Here is a 19,733-nt window from a genome sequence, read left to right as displayed (position 1 = left end):
AGGAGAGAAAAACCATGAATCAACCTGTATCTTTTAATAATCCGGTCATTGAGCAACGTGCAGACCCTTGGATTTACAAGCATAGTGATGGGTATTATTATTTTACCGGATCTGTGCCAGAGTATGACCGCATTGAGGTTCGGCGGGCACGTACTATTCAAGGCTTGAATACAGCAGAACCAGTGGCAGTGTGGCATAAATATGAAACGGGTCCGTTAAGCGCGAACATTTGGGCACCGGAAATTCATTATCTTAACGACAAATGGTACATTTATTTTGCAGCAGCTCGTACTACAGAAACGAAGGAAGGTCTGTTCGACCATCGGATGTTTGTGCTGGAAAATACTTCGGCTAATCCGCTGGAAGGTGAATGGGTGGAAAAGGGACAGATCAAAACTCGCTGGGAGACGTTTGCTCTCGATGCGACAACCTTCCAGCATAATGGCGTTCTATATTATGTATGGGCTCAGAAAGACCCGGACATCGTAGGTAATTCCAATTTGTATATATCAGAAATGAGCAATCCGTGGACGCTACGTGGTGAGCAGGTCATGATCTCAACACCAGAATATGACTGGGAAGTTATCGGTTTTAAGGTAAATGAAGGAGCAGCCGTTCTGAAACGGAATGGAAGGATTTTTATCAGCTATTCAGCTAGTGCTACAGATCACAATTATTGCATGGGTCTGCTAACGGCAGACGAGAATGCCAACTTACTTGACCCGAAATCGTGGGCAAAGTCTCCTGCGCCAGTATTCTGCACGAATGAGGAGACAGGTCAATTCGGACCTGGTCACAACAGCTTTACTGTTGCTGAGGATGGTAGTGACGTTATCGTATATCACGCTCGTAATTACAAGGAAATTACAGGTGACCCGCTGTATGATCCGAATCGTCATACACGTGTTCAGCGTTTGAACTGGAATGAGGATGGAACACCTGACTTTGGTATCCCGGTACCAGATGGCGTTTCTGTTGGTTAATCCAGTCGAAATATATGCTAGATGATTGACGTTTCACACAGCGGCACTATAATTTTATAAACAACGTAGGAAAATAATTTTGCTGCGTATAACAATGGTAATAAGATACCTTCGACCTTAGGGTTGGAAGGTATCTTTTTGCTTTTGGGAGACGAAGCGAAGTTACGGGTACTTTAAATCATGGGATGCGATACACAGAACATGTCAAGCGAATAATTGATACAAATGTTTAATATTTTCCACGAGATGGAAGCTACAAATGTATGGTAAAGTGTAGGGTATACAAGATATTTTCAAAAGTCTCCTGTGCATACCGAATCGAATCACACGAGGTGAGAAAAATGTTACAATCGTTAAAAGCCATTGCTAATTACAGGAAAGAAAGTGATCTGGCCTGGGATACACCGACCTGGCTAAAGCTGCTTGTTTCGGCTGAGGAGCGTATTGTAAATTTGGAGCGCATTCGATCCATAGGTGAGTTAAAGGATGCTAATCCTGTACTGGATTATGTGGAGCGCACATTGCTTATTTTGGACGGACTTCCATTGTCATTCTGGGTTAAAGAGCTACTGGAGGATGTATTGGTATGGTCTGAGACCGCCAAAGGAGGCACAGTCCGCGAACGGCTACGCTGGCAGCATGAGGGCATTAATTTATTTGTACATAATATTGGCTCCTCTCAGCTGTATGTCAGACAGGCTCAAGCAGAGTCCCCTGCATACCCGCGTAACAGCATGACCCGGATTCTGATTGAGACGCATGGATTGATCGGACAGTATATACGGGGAGAAATACCTTTTGCAGAAAATCGACTGCTGCTTGAAATTACTCGTAAAGGCTGGCTGAGCTCGGAGGAATTGGAGCTTGTGTTACGAGCACTGAACGAATGCATTATCGCCGGTGTAGATCCTGCATTATGGGAGCAAGTACGCGGTGAAGTGGAGCAACTCATCGGCTGGATTGCCTGGGATAACGCCCCTGTAGTCTGGAGTGTAAAGGAGCGACTGGAGAGATTGCGGTCGGTTTCGATTCATGAAGGTGAGCCGTTTGAGCAGGCTTACGCCGAGCTGGAGCGGGAGCTGAATGTAGAGAAGGCGCTGGCTCCGCTGGAGAATCGGACACTTTGGTATGTAGAATCAGCTTTGCAGGATTTTTCACTTCAAGAATTGGTTAAGGTATTTTTACTCACGTTGAGGGATGGCACAGGGCAGGAACAGCCTGCAACGGTACGGCATATTAGTTTTGAATCACTTATGAATACGATGTATTATGACTATCGTGGTGTTAAGAAAATTAACGTATACAAAAAAAGAATGATAGAAAAATATTTAAGCGCATTGTCCTGGCAGGATATCACAAAAGGGAAACGGGAGCATAATCCTCATTTGAGTGTAGTCGTAGAGCATAAGGAGGAGTTGCCAAGTACCGTATTTTTTAATTTTGTATTTTCATCAGCTGCAGAAAAATTGATCGACTTTTGTATTGAGGCAGAAAAGACGCCTCTGTATGACAAAGCAGTCCTGCTGCTGTTTGATCTGTTCGGATTACGGCGCGATGCTTATGATCGCTTTCACAATGAGGAGACGTACCTTACAGATATGAACCAGACCGCAGATTTCAAAAGGGTCATTCTGGATTACGTAACTGGAACCCGTATACTGGATATCGGACCTGGCGGGGGTGTACTGCTGGACCTGATCGAGCAGGAAAGACCGGACTCGAAGCCGTTGGGTCTTGATATTTCTGTGAATGTTATTGAGGCTCTTAAACGCAAAAAGCAATTGGAGCACCGTCGTTGGGATGTCATCAAAGGTGATGCGCTTCAATTAGAAGAGTATGTGGAAACGGAGAGCATGGATACGGTTATTTTTTCTTCGATTCTTCACGAGCTGTATTCCTACATTGAACGAGATGGAAAAAGGTTCAATTCACAAACAGTGGAGGCTGCTTTGCAGAGCGCCTACCGTGTACTTGCACCCGGCGGGCGCATTATCATTCGTGACGGTATTATGACCGAACCAGTAGAGCAGCGCAGACGCATTCGATTTTTGGAGCCGGACGGAATGGAATGGCTGCTGCGGTATGCGCAGGATTTTGCGGGTCGCCCCATTGAAATAGAGCGCATAGGTGAGCATGAGGCTGTTTTGCCGGTAAATGATGCAATGGAATTCTTGTATACCTATACATGGGGGGCGGAAGCCTATGTGCATGAGGTACAGGAGCAGTTTGGTTATTTTACTCCGTCACAGTATGAAGAGTGTATTCGTAACACACTTGGACCACAGGCGATTATCCGGTTGAGCCGCCACTATTTGCAGGAGGGCTATGCCGAAGCGCTGTCCAGTCGTGTTGAGTTCATGGATGAGCAAGGTCAGCCGGTTCCTTTGCCAGACAGTACCTGTCTGATCGTAATTGAGAAGCCAAATAACAGGGATGAAGCAACTAAATGATTTTTAATTTAAACAAGAGAATGCCTTCTGAGTTGTGCCAAGCGCACTGGGAAGGCATTTTTTTGGAAAACGAATGGAGGTGCCTTCATGTCCGCGCAGGTAGTGATATCCGAATATAATCCGCAGTGGGTAGCAGAGTACATACAGGAACGAGCCAAATTGATAGAGGCTCTCGGAGACGTGTGTGTCGGCGTAGAGCATATCGGTAGTACATCCGTTCCTGGTTTGGGAGCCAAGGCTATTATCGACATTATGGTTGGAGTAGAAGATTTGGCGATGATTCAATCCGAACAGCGAGAGCGTTTGCTAGGTATTCAATATGAATATGTACATAAGCCTGATTTTCCAGAGCGAGCTTTCTTTCGCCGTGGAGAATGGGGAGCTGGGACCCATCATTTGCATATTTACAAGTATAAAGGAGAGCATTGGGAAAATCATCTATTATTCAGAGATTACTTGAAAGCGCATCCTGAGAGCCTGGGAGCGTATGAGACTTTAAAAAAAAGATTTGGCTCACCAATTCAATCATGACCGTGCAGCGTATACCGAAGCCAAGGGACCTTTCATTCGGCAGGTGGTTGAGCAAGCGAAGCTTGAAAGACAAAGTAGAGACAAATGAAATTTTAGTACGCGTGGACAAGGTGGAGGAATGATGAAGAATAGGATGCTTGATGCACAGGTAACACCGAATGGTTTAAAAGACAGAATGCTGCTGCTGTCAGCACTGGATATTATATTGTCTCCAGAAGATTGGTTGCGCACGTATCGTATGCAGTCTGAATGGTCTGGTGATGTGTGCCTAGTTGAGGTGAACAACGGCGCTGGAGATACGATTCATATGCTATGGACGCGTGGAGGTGTGCTATTAAAAGGTTTTGACCACGAATCCCCTGTAAGTCCTCATGCAAGAGACGAATATGAGATCTGGCCGGGCATGTACGACGGTGTACCTGATGATATGATGGGGCTTTTAGAAGATGAAGCGCTGGAGAAGGAGGACGTTACCTTTTGTATGTGGAGGGAAGCGGGAGATAAGGAGTGGCGTACGGGCAACGTGAACATTCCTGAGGAATATGACGATGGCTCATCCTTTTTGCTGGGGAAAATTATAGTTACACCGGAGGAATATCAGGATTGGGCTGAAAGTTACTATGAGCTGTCGATTTCTCTAGGGGTGGTAAGCCAGATTTTCAACGGCGTTCCGATCACTGCACAGATGATCTCTGCGCTTCATCCACAGCGTAACGTTAGGGAAGCGATAAAGGAGCTAAAACAGCTTGGCATTCAGGTGCATGAAAGCTAAGAATACAGATTTGTTTTTCTTGACAAGTTTTGTATATAATACAGGAGAAATGGCTGGGCTAATTACCTCGAATTAAAGGAGCTGTGTTGAAGATGTCCAAACGTTTGATTCCTTACATCACGATGGATGGAAATGCAAAAGAAGCAATCGAATTTTATGAAAAGGCATTGGATGCTCAACTGCTTTTTATTCAAACTTTTGGGGAAATGCCGGAAAACCCCGATTTTCCCATTCCCGCAGAGGTCAAGGAACGTGTGGGACATGCCACCCTTAAAGTGGGCGAGACAGAGCTCATGTTTTCGGATACCTTTCCCGGATCGCCGTTTAGCAGCGGGAATCAGGTGAGTATCTGTATTACAACCGATAGTGTGGAGCAAGCTCAAAAAATGTTTGATGCTTTACAGCAAGGAGGGCAGGTGGGAATGCCTTTGCAGGAAACCCATTTTAGTCCAGCTTATGGGAATGTAACAGACAAGTTTGGTGTCACCTTTCAAATGTTCACAGAGGCTCGGTCTTAAGAAATGGAAAACGGCTCGGTCCGCTACTTTAGCGATCTGGCCGTTTTTTTGCGTGCATGTCCTCGTCTGAAAAATAAATATACATACATAAAACATGGGGAGTGTTCGGATCTCTTTTTTATGTATCGCTCAATTCCTAAAATAATTGTTTTAATATTGTTGAAATGGAAACCAAAATATATTATATTAAATTGTTAATGCACCAACGGGTGGGAGGACAGTCCATGAACAAAAAAGAACAGGTCATAATGGGTTTCAGGGACTTATATAACAAGATGGTTTGGCTTAATAAGGACAAGATGGAAGACAGTCTTAAGGGTTATAAGCCTTCTGAAGTACATTGCATGGAATACATTGAAAAAAATGTAGATTCCAACGTGACAACACTTGCGGAGTCCCTTTATATGACTAGCGGTGCCATAAGTAAAATAACTAAGAAGCTCATAAAAAAAGGCCTTATCGAAAGCTACCAGAAGCCGGATAACAAGAAAGAAATTTATTTTAGGCTTACTGAGCAAGGGAAAGTAGTCTATAAAATCCATGAGGAACTGCACAAGGAGTTTCAAGAGCGGGATAAAGCCGTATTTGAGCAGGTAACCGAGGAGCAATTTGACAGTATGCTTAGCTTCTTGGAAAAGTATAGCAGGCATTTGGATGCAGAAATAAAGAAAAAGGATATAGATATCAAGTCGAAATAAATTTGAATAATGAAAATCAAACCACAGGTAGCCGGGCTCTATTGAGAACGGGCTGCCTTTTTTATTATTATTTTGTTTCCAGGGAAGAAAAAATGTGATACGATAATTTTGTTTCCTAGGAAGTAAAATCGCAACTTTTGAGGGGAGAATTTAAGTGTTCAAATTTAGATCACACCATAAACAGACCACAGAACAAACCGTAGATAAACACGCTTTAATATTCGGCCTTATCTCTGTGTTTCTTTGCGGAATAAGCTTCAGTATTATAATACCTGTCGTCCCATTCTTAGTGCAGCCTTATACAAGCAATCCGGGAGAACAAGCTATAGTTGTTACGCTGCTGACCTCTGTTTATGCATTCTGCGTGTTTTTTGCGGCTCCCGTACTTGGAGCTTTGAGCGACAAATATGGCCGTCGACCCTTACTCTTAGTCTGCCTTTTGGGTTCCGCAATCGGGTACTTAGTTTTTGGTATAGGAGGAGCTGTATGGGTACTATTTGCTGGGCGTATCATAGAAGGTATAACAGGTGGGAGCATAAGCACGATCTTCGCCTATTTTGCAGACATCATTCCTCCAGAACAGAGAACTAAATACTTTGGATGGTTGAGTGCAGTTGTAGGTGTCGGCACTGTCATTGGTCCAACTCTAGGTGGATTACTTTCCAAGTTTGGTTATTCTGTACCTATGTATTTTGGAGCAATAATCACTTTATTGAATGTTGTTTATGGATTCTTTTTTATGCCTGAGAGCCTTGACAAGAAACATAGACTGAAAGAGATTACCTTTGTAAGACTGAATCCATTTACACAGCTTGCAAACGTACTTTCCATGAAAAACGTGAAAAGGCTACTTGTCTCAGCGTTCTTACTTTGGATACCCAACGGATCTTTACAGGCAGTTTTCTCTCAATTTACAATGGATACCTTCAGTTGGAAGCCTGCACTAATCGGACTTATGTTTTCAATTATGGGTTTCCAAGACATCATTTCACAAGGTTTCATCATGCCAAAGCTTTTAAAAAAACTTAGTGATAAACAGATAGCCATTCTTGGAATGTTCTCCGAGATTATAGGCTACAGTCTTATTGCGCTATCTGCTTTGTTCTCATTCTATCCTCTTATTATCGCCGGAATGTTTATATTTGGTTTTGGTGATTCGATCTTTGGGCCCTCATTTAATGGGATGCTCTCTAAGTCTGTCGATTCTAGTGAACAAGGAAGGATTCAAGGCGGTAGTCAATCTATTCAGGCTTTGGCAAGAATGATTGGGCCTATCATTGGAGGTCAAATCTATGTATCACTTGGTCATGCCACACCCGCTTTTATGGGGATGATTCTTATAGCAGTGGCAATACCCGTTTTATATAAGAGAACGGATGTGAATATGTAAACTACCGCTCGAAGCTTTCCGTAATCACCTGCATAGCAGGTAGTTTTAAGAAAATAATAGGGTTTCAGAACTTAGGAACAAGTTCTGAAACCCTATTATTTTACAGTAACGCCTTGCTAAATTAATTTTACGTATGTGTACTTAAACGCCAAAGTTAAAATCATCATCTGTCAGCGGCTCTACATTCATTGCCCGTACATAGCCGTTTCCCTTTTTAGAAAAGAAATCGTGCTGCTTGGTGTGGGTGCTGATGCCGTTGAATACAATGGGATTGACTTCTTCTTCTTCAAAAAGTGGGTCAAAGCCCAGGTTCATCATGGCCTTGTTGGCGTTGTAGCGCAAGAAGACTTTAACATCGTCTACAAGTCCAATAGGGGCATAAATTTGCTCGGTATATTGTTCTTCGTTATTGTGCAAGTAGCGCAGCAAGCCTACCAGCGTCTGGTAGAGGTCACGTTGTTCTTCCTCGTCCAGTTCTGCATAAATCTCCTGTGCCAGTACACCTACATAGACACCGTGAATACTTTCGTCACGCAGGATCAGGTCGATAATTTCCCCGCTGCATGTCAGCTTGCCTTGACCTGCCAGATAGAGAGGGTAGAAGAAGCCGCTATAAAACAAATAGCTTTCTAACAGTACCGACGCAGCCATCGCGAGATACAGGTCTTTCGGTGTATGGATGTTCATATAATACTGACGAATGGTTTCTGCTTTGGTCTGAAGATGCGGATTTTCTTCCACCCAGCGGAATACACCGTCAATTTCTTCCGTGGAAGCCAGGGTGGTAAAGATGCTGCTGTACGACTTGGCATGAATTTGCTCCATCATCGCCATAAAGCTTAATACCGCTTTGCGTTGCAGTCCGTCTACATGCTCCATAATTTGCGGCATCCCCACACCGCCTTGAATGGTGTCTAGCAGAGTCAAGCCGCCCAGCACCTTCATGTAGGCTTCTTTTTCGATATCACTGAGGGTTACCCAGGACATTTTATCGTCAGACAGCGGAATTTCATCATCCGTCCAAAATTGCATAATATTCTGATTCCAGAACATCAGTGTGAAATCATCGTCCGAGCGGTTCCAGTTTACGGCTTGTATACCTGTCATTGTTAGCATTCTCCCTTCAGCTTGCGAGATTCCCTAGAAACACACGTGAGATGTTATCGGAGAGTCATCGTATGCTTGACATACGGAAGCTGTATCCGTGAGGGCTTTGTCCAATCCTGTAAAGGTCTGAACCACGCGCTGGATACAGCTTCTAATGCCAAGCATTCATATCTATTCAAAATCTAATTTAATTTTATAGCTTGTTACCATATATGCATTAGATGGAGCAAGTGAGGCACTCTTCCACAGACAGTTTTTTGGTACGTGTGTAGTATAACGATTTAAGTCCTTTATGTGCGGCATACAGATAGCAACGTGCTAACTGACGCGTAGTCACGTCACTGTTCACGTGAAGTACAGTCGAAATTCCTTGGTCCACGTGAGGCTGGATTTCGGCAATCAGATCAAGCACTTTGAATTGGTCCATTTGATAAGCGGATTTGTAAAAGAATACATTATCCTTTTGCAAATACGGCATCGGATAGTAAGTCGTCGAATTCGCATAGGTACGAGTCTCGATTTGCTCAACAATTGGCATAACGCTGGACGTTGCATTTTGAATGTACGAAATGCTGGCAGTAGGAGCAATCGCCATACGATAAGCGTGATACAGACCGTTCTTCTTGACGTCTGCTTTTAGTTTGTCCCAATCCGCTTGAGTTGGAATATAAATGTCCTTGAACAATTCTTGCACACGTGCCGTTGTTGGACGATAATCCGTGTTCAGATATCGGTCAAAATATAGACCTGTCGCATAATCGGACTCCTCAAATCCATAGAAGCTTTGTCCGGCTGCTTTTGCGATTTCCATACTCTTTTCAATAGAATGATAGTTCATCGTCATGAAGAAGGTACGGACAAAATCCTTCGCTTCATTGCTTTCATATGCAATTTTATTCTTGGCAAGGTAGCCGTGCAGATTCATTACACCCAGACCAACGGAATGCATTTCACGGTTCGCTTTTGCAACACCTGGGGCATTAGCTACTTGGGTCATATCGCTGACCGAGGTAAGAGCAATCATACCCTCATGAACGGACTCACGGATTTTGCCGTGTTCCATCACATTTACAATGTTCAGGGAAGCCAGGTTACAGCTTACATCCCGGCGAATGATATCCTGTTGTCCATAATCTGTAATCTCGGAAGTCTCCTGCAACTGGAAGATTTCCGTACATAGGTTCGACATCTTGACTTGGCCCACGTTTTTAAGAGCATGCGCCTGATTTGCGTTACTTTTGTTCATAATATATGGATAGCCAGACTCCAACTGAATCATGGCAATTTTCGTCAGCATATCACGTGCGCTCATCGCTATTTTTTTCTTCACTCGATCGTCAGCGAGCAGCGTATCGTACATTTCATCAAGATCCATGTCGTCCAAATGTGTTCCATAAGCCTTGAACACACTATAAGGTGCAAATACATGCAGCGGTTCATTATCCTGTGCCAGCTTGTAAAAGCGGTTCGGCACCAGCAATCCGATCGAAAGTGTCTTGAGACGTACTCTTTCATCAGCATTGATTTTTTTACTATCCAGGAACTCCAGCACGTCCCATCCGAAAATGTTGTAATAGGCTGCACCAGAGCCTTTACGTTGACCCATTTGATCCGCGTAGGAGAAACCATCTTCCATCAGCTTCAGCACAGGCATAATGCCTTTTGCTGCGCCTTCTACACCTTTAATTGCCTCGCCGCGTGACCGCAGCTTCGACAGGTTAACCGCAACACCGCCGCCAATTTTGGACAATTGCATGCAAGTGTTCAATACATAGTTGATTGAGTTCAGAGAGTCATCCATTTCGAGCAAGAAGCAGGACACCAATTCCCCACGGCGGCTTTTGCCAGCGTTCAGGAAGGTTGGTGTAGCTGGCTGAAGACGTTGCTCCATCATCGAGCGGGACAACAGGCGCGCCGTATCGGCGTTGCCGCGTCCCAAATGCAGGGCGACAGCAGCCACCCGGTCAGGGTAGTGTTCCAGATAGACTTTACGGTCGTTACTCTTCATTGCATAATCAGTATAAAACTTGGATGCTGCCATATAGGAAGGGAATTTAAAATTATAGCTATGAGTGATATGGAAAATATCATTAATTTCATCAGCTGTATAGCTGTTATAGAAATTTTCGTAATAATCATTCTCAATCATATACAGCACTTGAGCAGCTGTGTCAGCAAACTTCAAACTTCGTTCTTGAACTTCCTTCATAAATTCTGCTACAGCCTCTTGGTCCTTTTCCAATTGGAAAAAGCCGTCTGTATCGCGTTTCATCAACATGTTGTTCAATTCAATATGCCGCAACTCGGCTCACCTCCTGTTTAAAACGCTCCACATCTCCGAACGTTCCAGATAATTCAAATTTGCTAATCACGGGGACATTATAATGGTCGGCAATCAAATCCGCACTTTTGGCAAATTTCTCACCCCAGTTACGGTTGCCGCTTGCAGCTACACCAACAAGGTTTTGTGCATTTTTTTTCAAAAATGAAGATACCCTCTCAGGTATCTGCCCAAACCCGGTTGTATATGTAATGAGTACGTAAGGTTCTTCTATAGTCATTTGCTCCTCAATCTGAACCGCCGGAAGCTTGAGCTTGTTTATAAATCTTTTTACATTGCCGGTCTTGGAATCATAAGCAATCAGCATGGTGTGCAACCTCCTTAACAATTAACGAAAAAAAGAAAACGGCATTGCCAAGAGACCCATCATAGCTGTAATCCCTTGCTGGCTGCGCCATTTAAGATTTTTGACTCTATATTTACATGTATTTTCATACCTTTATCTTCAAGATATCGGGCATAAATACGTTTTTTACACTATATTTAGAGTACATTTTCTATTTTATATCTATATATAGTTTTGTCAATCGGTCTAGAGAGGCTCAGAGGACCCAGATCGGGTGTAAGTCCAAGCAGGGTGCGGAAAAGAGCGAAAGAACTTTTTTTTTTCGTAAGTATGTTAAAAAAGTATTGGAGTTTTTTAAGCTGAGGATGTACGATTTGTCAATGGGCAATAGAATGGAAAATTTACATTTTACTGTAGAAAGGATGAGGCAAATGGGAAGTGGTTTTATGGCATTTCAACCGTTTAGTATTATCTTTTTTGTCGTGTTTGGACTCATTGCTTTTGTAATCATTATGGGAATTGTCAAATCGATAAGTGCAGGTCTTTCCAATCAAGCAGCCGAACAGGTCCAACGTTCTTGCAAGGTTGTGGATAAGCGAACGAGAGTGCGTGGGGGATCAGGCAATTTTTCAGCTTCGACCGATTACTATATCACCTTTGAATTTGACAGGGGGAGCGTAAGGAGCTGGAGGTGAAGGATACGGACTTCGGAATGATTGTAATCGGGGATCGCGGGGAGGTTCATTATAAAGGTACACGTTTTCTGGAGTTTGTGAGATTAATGGGAGCGTAAAAGGGGGACAGGGTGATAGAGTATTACCAGAACCAATACATAATAGGGAGGAAGCTGACGATGCCACATATCATTGGAGCACGAATTGTATTAAGAGAGTACCGTCAGGAGGATATACCTGATATCCGAAGATGGGTTAATGACCCGGCAATCACACATGGATTAAGCGACGTATTTATCTATCCGCATTCACAGGCTAATAGTGAATCTTTTGTACAGATGATGATTGACGGCAACTCTGAGATCAAGGGCTTTGTCATTGCACATAAAGATACACTGGACTATATTGGACAACTCGATTTATTCAAAATCAACTGGGTAAATCGGCACGCCACCCTTGGTATTGTAATCGGGCGCGACGGTGATCTGGGCAAAGGATATGGGCGGGAAGCGATACGATTGATACAAAAATTTGCATTTCATTCACTGAATCTGCATCGGCTGGAGCTGGAGGTCTATGCGTTCAATGAACGTGCATATCGTTGCTATCTGGCATGTGGCTTTAAGGAGGAAGGCCGACTACGAGAAAAGCTATTCAGGGAAGGACAGTACTATGACATCATTCAGATGGGGATGTTGCGAAATGAATATGAGGCTGTAGAGCAAGCGAAGGAGCCCTGAAAGTGAGGCCACATAAGCTATTTTACTCCGTCAGCTTTCTTCAATTTTTTATGAGTGAAATCACGGGAGCTACGCTCATCTTATTTCTGTTAGCTAAAGGACTTTCTCTGCAAAGTGCGAACTTCTTGCTGGTTGTATTCTTTGTAAGTATTTTTCTGTTTGAAATACCAACTGGAGCTATTGCAGACAAATATGGAAGAAAAATTTCTGTTGTTTTGGGGCTTTGTTGTTTTCTAGTCTACAGTGTATTGTTCGTTTGGACAGATCGCATGTGGCTGCTTGTGTTCGCACAAGTTTTTGGGGGGCTGTCAATATGCTTGCAATCAGGCTCGTTGGAATCCTGGGTTGTGGAAAACAGTGATAAGCCCATGGAAGTTCTTTTTACAACCTCAAACAGTATACAGTACATTTCGGGATTTATTTGTGGTCTGTTGGGGGCCTTCCTTGCAACATTTAACTATTCACTTCCCTGGGCAGCCAGCATTGTCTCTATTATCTTATGTATTATTCTATGCTGCTTTTATATGAAAGAGAAGAATATTACCCATCGAGAAACATCTGCTACTCGCATTACAACGATTATCGGGGAAAGTGTCCGTATCGGTTTTGAAAATAAGTCGATCTGGATTGTGTTTGTTATTGGTTTATTTATCAGCTTTTCGAATTCGGCGGGGAATACATTTCAACAGCCACGTCTGGTCGGTCTTTCTGAACAAGGAATTTGGATTATGGGATTGATCAAGGCGGGTTATTCACTATGTATGACTTTGGGAAGCTATTTGGTTCGAAAGCTAGGCGCACGTTATAGTGATGTACATATACTCATGTATGCTTGCGGGATGATTGGGATATGGCTCATTTTAGCCGGTGCTTTCAACACGTTTTATCCTGTACTGCTTACCTTTTTAATCTATGAAATTGGGCGAGGGATGTACCCGGTTGCCAAACAAATTTTTCTGAACAAAAGAATCTCTAATGAATATCGTTCAACACTGCTATCTCTGGATTCTGCCATTTCCCAACTAGGTATGTGTATAGGTTTAATCGTGACAGGAGTCGTAAGCCGTAATTTTACCAATCTTGCTTCAGATCAAACACCTATTCAGATATCTTGGGTGCTGTGTGGCGGGATTGCATTGATTCCAATCTTTTTGTTGCTTTATGTCCACCGGGTGTCCAGGAAAAATAATAGCTGGAAAGAAAAAGTAACAAAACAGAATGTTTAGTGTAAAAAGGGGCTGACAGGTCTTGACTGTCAGCCCTTATATACTTTAGTAGCAATCAATCTCTACTTCTCCCCATACCATAGCTTCAGACGATTTTGAATCAGGCCAGTGAAGATTTCTTCAGCCTTTGGTACACCCGCCTGATCCAGCTCTCGGAGCATGCGGTCATACACGGCATCGAATTGATCTGGCTTGGCGAGTACAGCCTCAGGAATCCGTTTGCGTACAATGTCCTGCGACTTCTGATAAATAACATTGTAATTTGTATTGGTCGGAACAGGCATGTTGTAGGCAGCACCCCACTCTTTTACCGGAAAATCCTTTTCGTTCGGGAACAGGTCTTTCCATGTCCGAGCTTTATATGCCTGAAGGGATTCTTTTTCCGCTTGGCTATAATTTTCGGTAATCATCTCCGGATAATTGGTTGTGTAATAGTTGCCAGTAGGGTCCTTCACGCTATCGCCGTAATGTGGTCCCCATATCCAATACAAACCGATACCTGATTCTCTGCTAAAAGAAGCGTTATCTTTGTTTTTGCGTTCTTGCACAGCTGCAGGAATGACTCGTTTGCCGTTCTCTACATTGTAATGCTGGCCTTCGATTCCCCAATTACGTAAAATTTGCCCTTCATCGGAGGCCAGGAAGTCCAGAAACTTGATCGCTCGCACCGGATTTTTGCATGAAGTTGTAATGCCAATCCCAGACGCAGTATCGAAACCAATGGGCTGGAGGGAATGATCCTCGTATTGCTCATTTAAAGTGACCGGAAAGTGGGAATAGGTGTATTCATCCTTACCTGCTGCCTTGAGCGCATTTTCGGCATCCTGGTAGTTCCATTCCTGATCAATCAGTCCGATGACACGACCTGCGGCGATTTTGGATTTGTATTGATCACTTTTTTGTACAAAAGTATCCCTATCCAACAGACCTTCATTGTACATATGGTTTAACCAACGAAAATACTCTCGCTCCTCCGGGCGTTTGTAGTGAAGAATGGCTTTGTGTGTTTTAGGATCAATATAATATTCTCCATCGTCTGGTCCACCTGTAGCTGTAACTGCCGGGTTTGTCACAGTAATCTGCATTTTCCAGTCCTCGGCATCGAGTGATAAAGGGATGGTAGGCTGGCCATTGGTAGTAGGGTATTTGGCGACATAATCTTTAAGTGCTTTTTCAAAATCTTGAACGGTGCGAATTTTGGGGTATCCGAGTTTCTTAAGGGCTTGATGCTGGATTTCGAAGCCTGCTTGTGCATCAAACGCGATGTGATCTACGCCCAAATTGGTTGGGATGGTGTAAATGGCGGGATCTTCACTACTGTATTTAATACGATTAAAATAATCTCCATACACTTTCTTAATGTTAGGACCGTATTTATCAATCAGGTCGGTTAAGTCAATGAGTGCTCCGGCATCGACCAGCTTTCCAATGTCTCCTTTGGGGTACACGAGATCAGGGTACTCTCCGCTAGCAGCCATTAAGGCAAACTTTTCCTCACCTCGACCGTTAACAGCATGTTCGGCATTTAGTGTAACACCCGTTTTCTTGATAATTTCCTGCCCGACAGCGTCCTTCATGTTATTCCAGTTGGAGCTTGAGTCACCGCCAAAGAACGTTAATGTAATGGGACTGGTGTCATCGGGGTCTTCCTTTTCTGCCGTACCGCCTTTGCTATTCGCGCAGCCCGTTGTAACGAGCAGCAGCAAAGCCAGAAGCAGGATGGAGCATTGTTGTACCGACCTGTTCGTGAACATCTGCAAATCCCCCTTAATAAGTATGATTTACACAATGTAAGTGCTTTCATTAGTAAATTGTAGGAAATAAAGAACCTTACGTCAAGTTATTTATGTTTATTTGTTATGTGTTTTGTTTTTTATTAAGCAAACATATTTAATAAAAGGTGTGGATTTGTGCAAATCCATCGTTTGATGATCTAAAACAAAGTATGCTACGATGGTACCAGTTTATAGGCATACCTGTATATTTAGAAGACTAAGGTAGAAAAAGATTTCGAATAGGGTTGGGTGAGGAGATGCGTGGAAAAGTAACATTGCAGGAAATTGCGGATGCGGCGGGTGTTTCAAAGTTCGCTGTTTCACGTGCACTGTCAGGCAAACCCGGTGTAAGTGAAGAGACGAGGGCGCTGCTGGTTAAGCTTGCTGCCCAGATGGGTTATTTTCGCAGTCATCCCAAAATGACCGGGGTAGAGCCTCGGGACACAGATGCCAGAGAATGGTCGGGTACCGTGCTGGTGTTATTTCCGAATATTCGACACCAGAATCGGGAGTCCAGGTACTGGGGACCTGTATTTGAAGGGATTTCCGAGCGTCTGAACCGCAAGGGATTGGATATGATCACGTTAACGGAGCCTTCAACTGATGATATGTTTTCTTTGCTGAACCCGGAGGCCATTAAAGGGATTATCACAGTAGGAACAATTTCAACTACGTTGTTGCTGAACATTTATCGAATGGGTATTCCAGTCGTCATGGTGGATCATTGGGACTCTGCATTTTTAAGTGATGCGGTGTTTACGGATAATCGCACATGCATGAATGAATTAATGAAGGATTTGCTGTGTAGGGGTTATGCCCACTTTCAGTTTGTGGGTCATATTGACGACGCTCACAGTTTCTATGAACGTTGGGAAGCTTTTCGGTCCGCACTGGAAATGAGCGGAGTAGAATTACGGCAGAACAAAGCCCTTATTTTTGGGGGAGCGCAGGCACTTGCCGAGGAAATGGACAAGTTGCCCGAGGATGAGCTGCCAGAGGTTTTTGTTTGCGCTAATGACGTGACTGCTTCGCAAGTCGTGGAAGTGCTGAAAGGAAAGGGGATTGACGTTCCGAGGCGGTGCGGGGTGACCGGGTTTGACGATACGAATGATCAAATGCCGATCTATGCCACGGTGAGAGTGGATAAGGAACTGTTGGGGATGCGAGCGGTGGACCAGTTATTATGGCGCATCATGAATCCAAGCTCGCCTGTGGAAAAAAAGCTGCTGCACGCTGATCTACTCATACGGGAAGTTCACGCGCCACGGATCAGCCGGGAAAATGATGATCGTGATCGTTCCTTTAGCACAATTAAATATAGTTGATGTCCGGATATGTGGGATGAATTCGATCCACAGTGAAGACGAGGGAAGTCGCTTTTAGCCTGTTTAGGGGTAGAGGGCGACTTTTATTTTGTGTTTTACCGGTTGTTCCAAAAAAACAATTGACTAACTTGTTAGCTTAATGTTATTTTTGTTATGTTGATGAGTGATCCAGATGTTCCCAATCATCCTTATAGGGAGGCTTGCGACGATGATTAATGTAATAGGATTGGATGGCTGGAGGTTTAGGGAAGCACAAACTGATGAGTGGCTCAGTGCGAAAGTGCCGGGTTGTGTGCATACCGATCTTTTGCAACATGGTAAAATTCCTGACCCTTTTATCGGTATGAACGAGATAGAGGTACAGTGGGTTGATAAGCAGGATTGGATATACGAAGCCTATTTTGAGATAGATGCAAATCAGCTTCAATGTCAATGTGTAGAGCTGGTGTTGGAAGGCCTGGACACATACGCAGATGTAAGAGTAAATGGTCAAGCTGTCTTATCGGCCAATAATATGTTTCGGGTATGGAGACAGGATGTGAAGGCATTTGTTCAGCAAGGGAAAAATCGGCTTGAAATCCATTTTCGCTCTCCGATTACGGAAGATGTGCCTAAGCTGCAAAGGTTGGGCTATGGACTTCCCGCACCGAATGATCAGTCCGAGATAGGTGGCTTGTCCGATAAAAAAGTAAGCGTTTTCGCTCGTAAGGCTCCCTATCACTATGGTTGGGATTGGGGACCAAGGCTGGTGACGAGCGGAATCTGGAGAGAGGTTCGGATAGAAGCTTGGTCTGGACTGATCGTGAGAGACTTATTTATTCGACAGGACGAAGTGAGTACGGAGAGGGCTGAACTCACGGCAGTGGTAGAGATTGAAAATGCAGATGAGATTAGAGATGTCGAGTTGTGTATTTCTGTTGACGGCGGGGTATGGTCCAAACCGGTTCGCCTGCGGAAGGGAAAGCAAACAGTGGAGCTGGGGCTGGTGATAAAGGAGCCGAAGCTGTGGTGGTGTCGTGGACTGGGAGAGCCGCATCAGTATACGTTTGTAGCCGAATTGAAGGAGCAAGCACAGGAAGCGGTGATTGCGGAAGAATCAGTGAAAACGGGACTGCGATCGATCCGTCTTATACGTGAGCGGGATACGGCAGGCGAAAGCTTCTATTTTGAACTGAATGGAATCCCCGTGTTTGCTAAAGGAGCCAACCATATTCCGAATGACAGCTTTGCTGCCGAAGTTACGTTGGAACGATATCGGCATGAAATTGCCAGTGCAGCCGCCTCCAATATGAATATGTTGCGGGTGTGGGGTGGCGGTATTTATGAAGAAGACGTATTTTATGACCTTTGTGATGAATACGGCTTGCTCGTGTGGCAAGATTTTATGTTCGCATGCAGCATGTATCCGGGGGATCAGGCTTTTTTGGACAATGTGACGCAGGAAGCCGAAGATAACATCAAGCGATTGCGCCATCATCCTTGCATTGCGTTATGGTGCGGCAATAATGAGATTGATTCTGCGTGGGCCCATTATGAAGAAAATGCGGGCTGGGGCTGGAAAAAGGCCTACACGCCTGAGCAACGGGAACGCCTATGGGATGATTATGAGACGCTCTTTCACCGGATTTTACCGGAGGCGGTAAATACCTGGGCTCCGCAGACGGCATATTGGCCCTCCTCACCGCTAATTGACCTGACCGGAGATCGAAACCAGCATGCTCATCCGTCCTCAACAGCAGGAGACATTCATTATTGGGGAGTATGGCATGCGTCTGAGCCGTTTGAGAATTATCACATACATGTGGGCCGTTTTATGAGTGAGTATGGTTTTCAGTCCTTTCCTGAATACAAGTCTGTTCGCACGTATGCGGAAGAGAAGGATTTGGAACTGGAATCTGCGGTGATGCTGGCACATCAAAAAAACGGTTCAGGCAATCGGTTGATTCAAGAATACATGGGACGGTACATGCGGCAGCCCAAGGATTTTACATGTTTTCTTCTCATGAGCCAAGTTTTACAGGCAGAGGCGATGAAAATGGCTATAGAGGCCCATCGTCGTCACAAGCCCTATTGCATGGGGACATTATACTGGCAGATGAATGACTGCTGGCCCGTTGCCTCTTGGTCGAGTATGGACTATTTTGGTCGTTGGAAGGCGCTTCAATATACAGCTAAACGCAGCTTTGCCGATGTGCTCTTGAGTGCAGTAGATACGGAACAGGGGAGTAAAGAACTGCATCTGGTTAACGATACGCTAGAGCCGATAGCAGGTACGCTGCGGCTGACGCTTTTGCATATCCGTGGCAGTCAGGCTATTCGTGATGAGAACGTTAAGGTAGAACAGCCGGCGGGCGGCGCAGGGATCGTACATATACTGCCTACCGACCAATGGCTGAATGGCCTGGATCGTACGGAGCATATGCTGGTCGCACGTCTGATACAAAACGGTGAACAGGTGGCCTCCAGCGAAATTTATTTTGCAGGCACGAAAGAGATGGATTTACCTCTGGCGAAAATTAAAGTGACAGAGATACAGGGAAGTGGGGGCAGTAGATTCATGCTCTGTTCGGATACACTTGCTAGAAATGTGTGGTTGACCGCAGAACAGGAGGGGATTTTCAGTGACAACCTCCTGGATCTGGCTCCCGGTATTCCCAAAACGGTGGAATTTCTGACCTTGCGTAACGGTGCCTCAGCATTTGAGGCAGCTGCGCCAGGTGCATTGACGGTACAATCATTGGTCAATTGGATACAAGGGTAGAGGACGGTAAAAGCTTATCCGCCTTGAATACAGTAAGCATCTGTCTCCCGGGGACATGAGGTCAACTTCGGGAGAACAGATGTTTTTTATCTTCATTTTATGCAGAGTGGAGCGCTTCCATTGAGCTTGAAGCCATTGTGGTGTACACTGTCCAGA

14 protein-coding genes and 2 pseudogenes are annotated in these 19,733 nt (G+C 44.4%); 12 read left to right on the top strand and 4 right to left on the bottom strand.

Features of this window, described 5'->3' with window-relative positions; genetic code table 11:
• The first annotated feature begins 14 nt into the window (after positions 1–14).
• The 7 genes and pseudogenes from C400_RS0101870 (at position 15) to C400_RS0101840 (ending at position 7,342) form a co-directional block, all read left to right on the top strand.
• Positions 15–983, top strand: a complete 969-nt coding sequence (locus C400_RS0101870) for a glycoside hydrolase family 43 protein (RefSeq protein ID WP_017425805.1) — start codon at positions 15–17, stop codon at positions 981–983.
• Between the two features lie 341 nt (positions 984–1,324).
• Entirely contained in the window at positions 1,325–3,433 is a 2,109-nt protein-coding gene (locus tag C400_RS0101865) for a class I SAM-dependent methyltransferase (protein WP_017425804.1), read from the top strand.
• An 87-nt stretch (positions 3,434–3,520) separates the two neighbouring features.
• A pseudogene (locus C400_RS0101860) lies at positions 3,521–4,052 on the top strand (GrpB family protein).
• 33 nt (positions 4,053–4,085) lie between these two features.
• Complete coding sequence (locus C400_RS0101855) at positions 4,086–4,736, top strand: hypothetical protein (protein ID WP_017425802.1); 651 nt, start codon at positions 4,086–4,088, stop codon at positions 4,734–4,736.
• Positions 4,737–4,828: 92 nt separating this feature from the next.
• Positions 4,829–5,254: a VOC family protein gene (locus C400_RS0101850; protein ID WP_016819177.1), complete on the top strand. Its 426-nt coding sequence runs from the start codon at positions 4,829–4,831 to the stop codon at positions 5,252–5,254.
• A gap of 224 nt (positions 5,255–5,478) precedes the next feature.
• On the top strand, positions 5,479–5,952 hold the full coding sequence (locus C400_RS0101845) for a MarR family transcriptional regulator (protein ID WP_017425801.1): 474 nt from the start codon (positions 5,479–5,481) through the stop codon (positions 5,950–5,952).
• Between the two features lie 154 nt (positions 5,953–6,106).
• Positions 6,107–7,342, top strand: a complete 1,236-nt coding sequence (locus C400_RS0101840) for an MFS transporter (RefSeq protein ID WP_017425800.1) — start codon at positions 6,107–6,109, stop codon at positions 7,340–7,342.
• Between the two features lie 141 nt (positions 7,343–7,483).
• Here the strand turns inward: C400_RS0101840 and nrdF are convergent, their stop codons facing one another.
• From nrdF to nrdI, 3 genes are all read right to left on the bottom strand, one after another.
• Positions 7,484–8,449 (bottom strand): class 1b ribonucleoside-diphosphate reductase subunit beta, encoded by a 966-nt coding sequence (gene nrdF, locus C400_RS0101835; protein ID WP_013370558.1) that lies wholly within the window; start codon positions 8,447–8,449, stop codon positions 7,484–7,486.
• 217 nt (positions 8,450–8,666) lie between these two features.
• Positions 8,667–10,751, bottom strand: coding sequence for a class 1b ribonucleoside-diphosphate reductase subunit alpha (gene nrdE, locus C400_RS0101830; RefSeq protein WP_017425799.1), 2,085 nt, complete (start codon positions 10,749–10,751; stop codon positions 8,667–8,669).
• Positions 10,738–11,097, bottom strand: coding sequence for a class Ib ribonucleoside-diphosphate reductase assembly flavoprotein NrdI (nrdI, locus tag C400_RS0101825; protein WP_016819181.1), 360 nt, complete (start codon positions 11,095–11,097; stop codon positions 10,738–10,740). The genes nrdE and nrdI overlap by 14 nt, the downstream gene beginning before the upstream one ends.
• Before the next feature lie 116 nt (positions 11,098–11,213).
• Here nrdI and C400_RS28620 point away from each other — a divergent pair.
• The 3 genes and pseudogenes from C400_RS28620 (at position 11,214) to C400_RS0101810 (ending at position 13,716) form a co-directional block, all read left to right on the top strand.
• Positions 11,214–11,869, top strand: a pseudogene (locus C400_RS28620) (DUF2500 domain-containing protein).
• A gap of 60 nt (positions 11,870–11,929) precedes the next feature.
• Entirely contained in the window at positions 11,930–12,490 is a 561-nt protein-coding gene (locus C400_RS0101815; protein WP_017425798.1) for a GNAT family N-acetyltransferase, read from the top strand.
• 2 nt (positions 12,491–12,492) lie between these two features.
• Complete coding sequence (locus C400_RS0101810; protein WP_017425797.1) at positions 12,493–13,716, top strand: MFS transporter; 1,224 nt, start codon at positions 12,493–12,495, stop codon at positions 13,714–13,716.
• Positions 13,717–13,778: 62 nt separating this feature from the next.
• Here C400_RS0101810 and C400_RS0101805 read toward each other — a convergent pair whose 3' ends face one another.
• A complete protein-coding gene (locus C400_RS0101805; RefSeq protein WP_017425796.1) occupies positions 13,779–15,470 on the bottom strand; it encodes an ABC transporter substrate-binding protein in 1,692 nt (563 codons plus the stop codon).
• Positions 15,471–15,748: 278 nt separating this feature from the next.
• Here C400_RS0101805 and C400_RS0101800 point away from each other — a divergent pair, with 278 nt between their 5' ends.
• A complete protein-coding gene (locus C400_RS0101800) occupies positions 15,749–16,816 on the top strand; it encodes a LacI family DNA-binding transcriptional regulator (protein WP_017425795.1) in 1,068 nt (355 codons plus the stop codon).
• A 208-nt stretch (positions 16,817–17,024) separates the two neighbouring features.
• On the top strand, positions 17,025–19,577 hold the full coding sequence (locus C400_RS0101795; protein WP_017425794.1) for a beta-mannosidase: 2,553 nt from the start codon (positions 17,025–17,027) through the stop codon (positions 19,575–19,577).
• Positions 19,578–19,733 lie beyond the last annotated feature (156 nt).

This window comes from Paenibacillus sp. ICGEB2008, from assembly GCF_000307675.1.
Classification (GTDB): Bacteria; Bacillota; Bacilli; order Paenibacillales; family Paenibacillaceae; genus Paenibacillus; species Paenibacillus polymyxa.
This window is presented reverse-complemented; position numbering and strand designations above follow the sequence as displayed.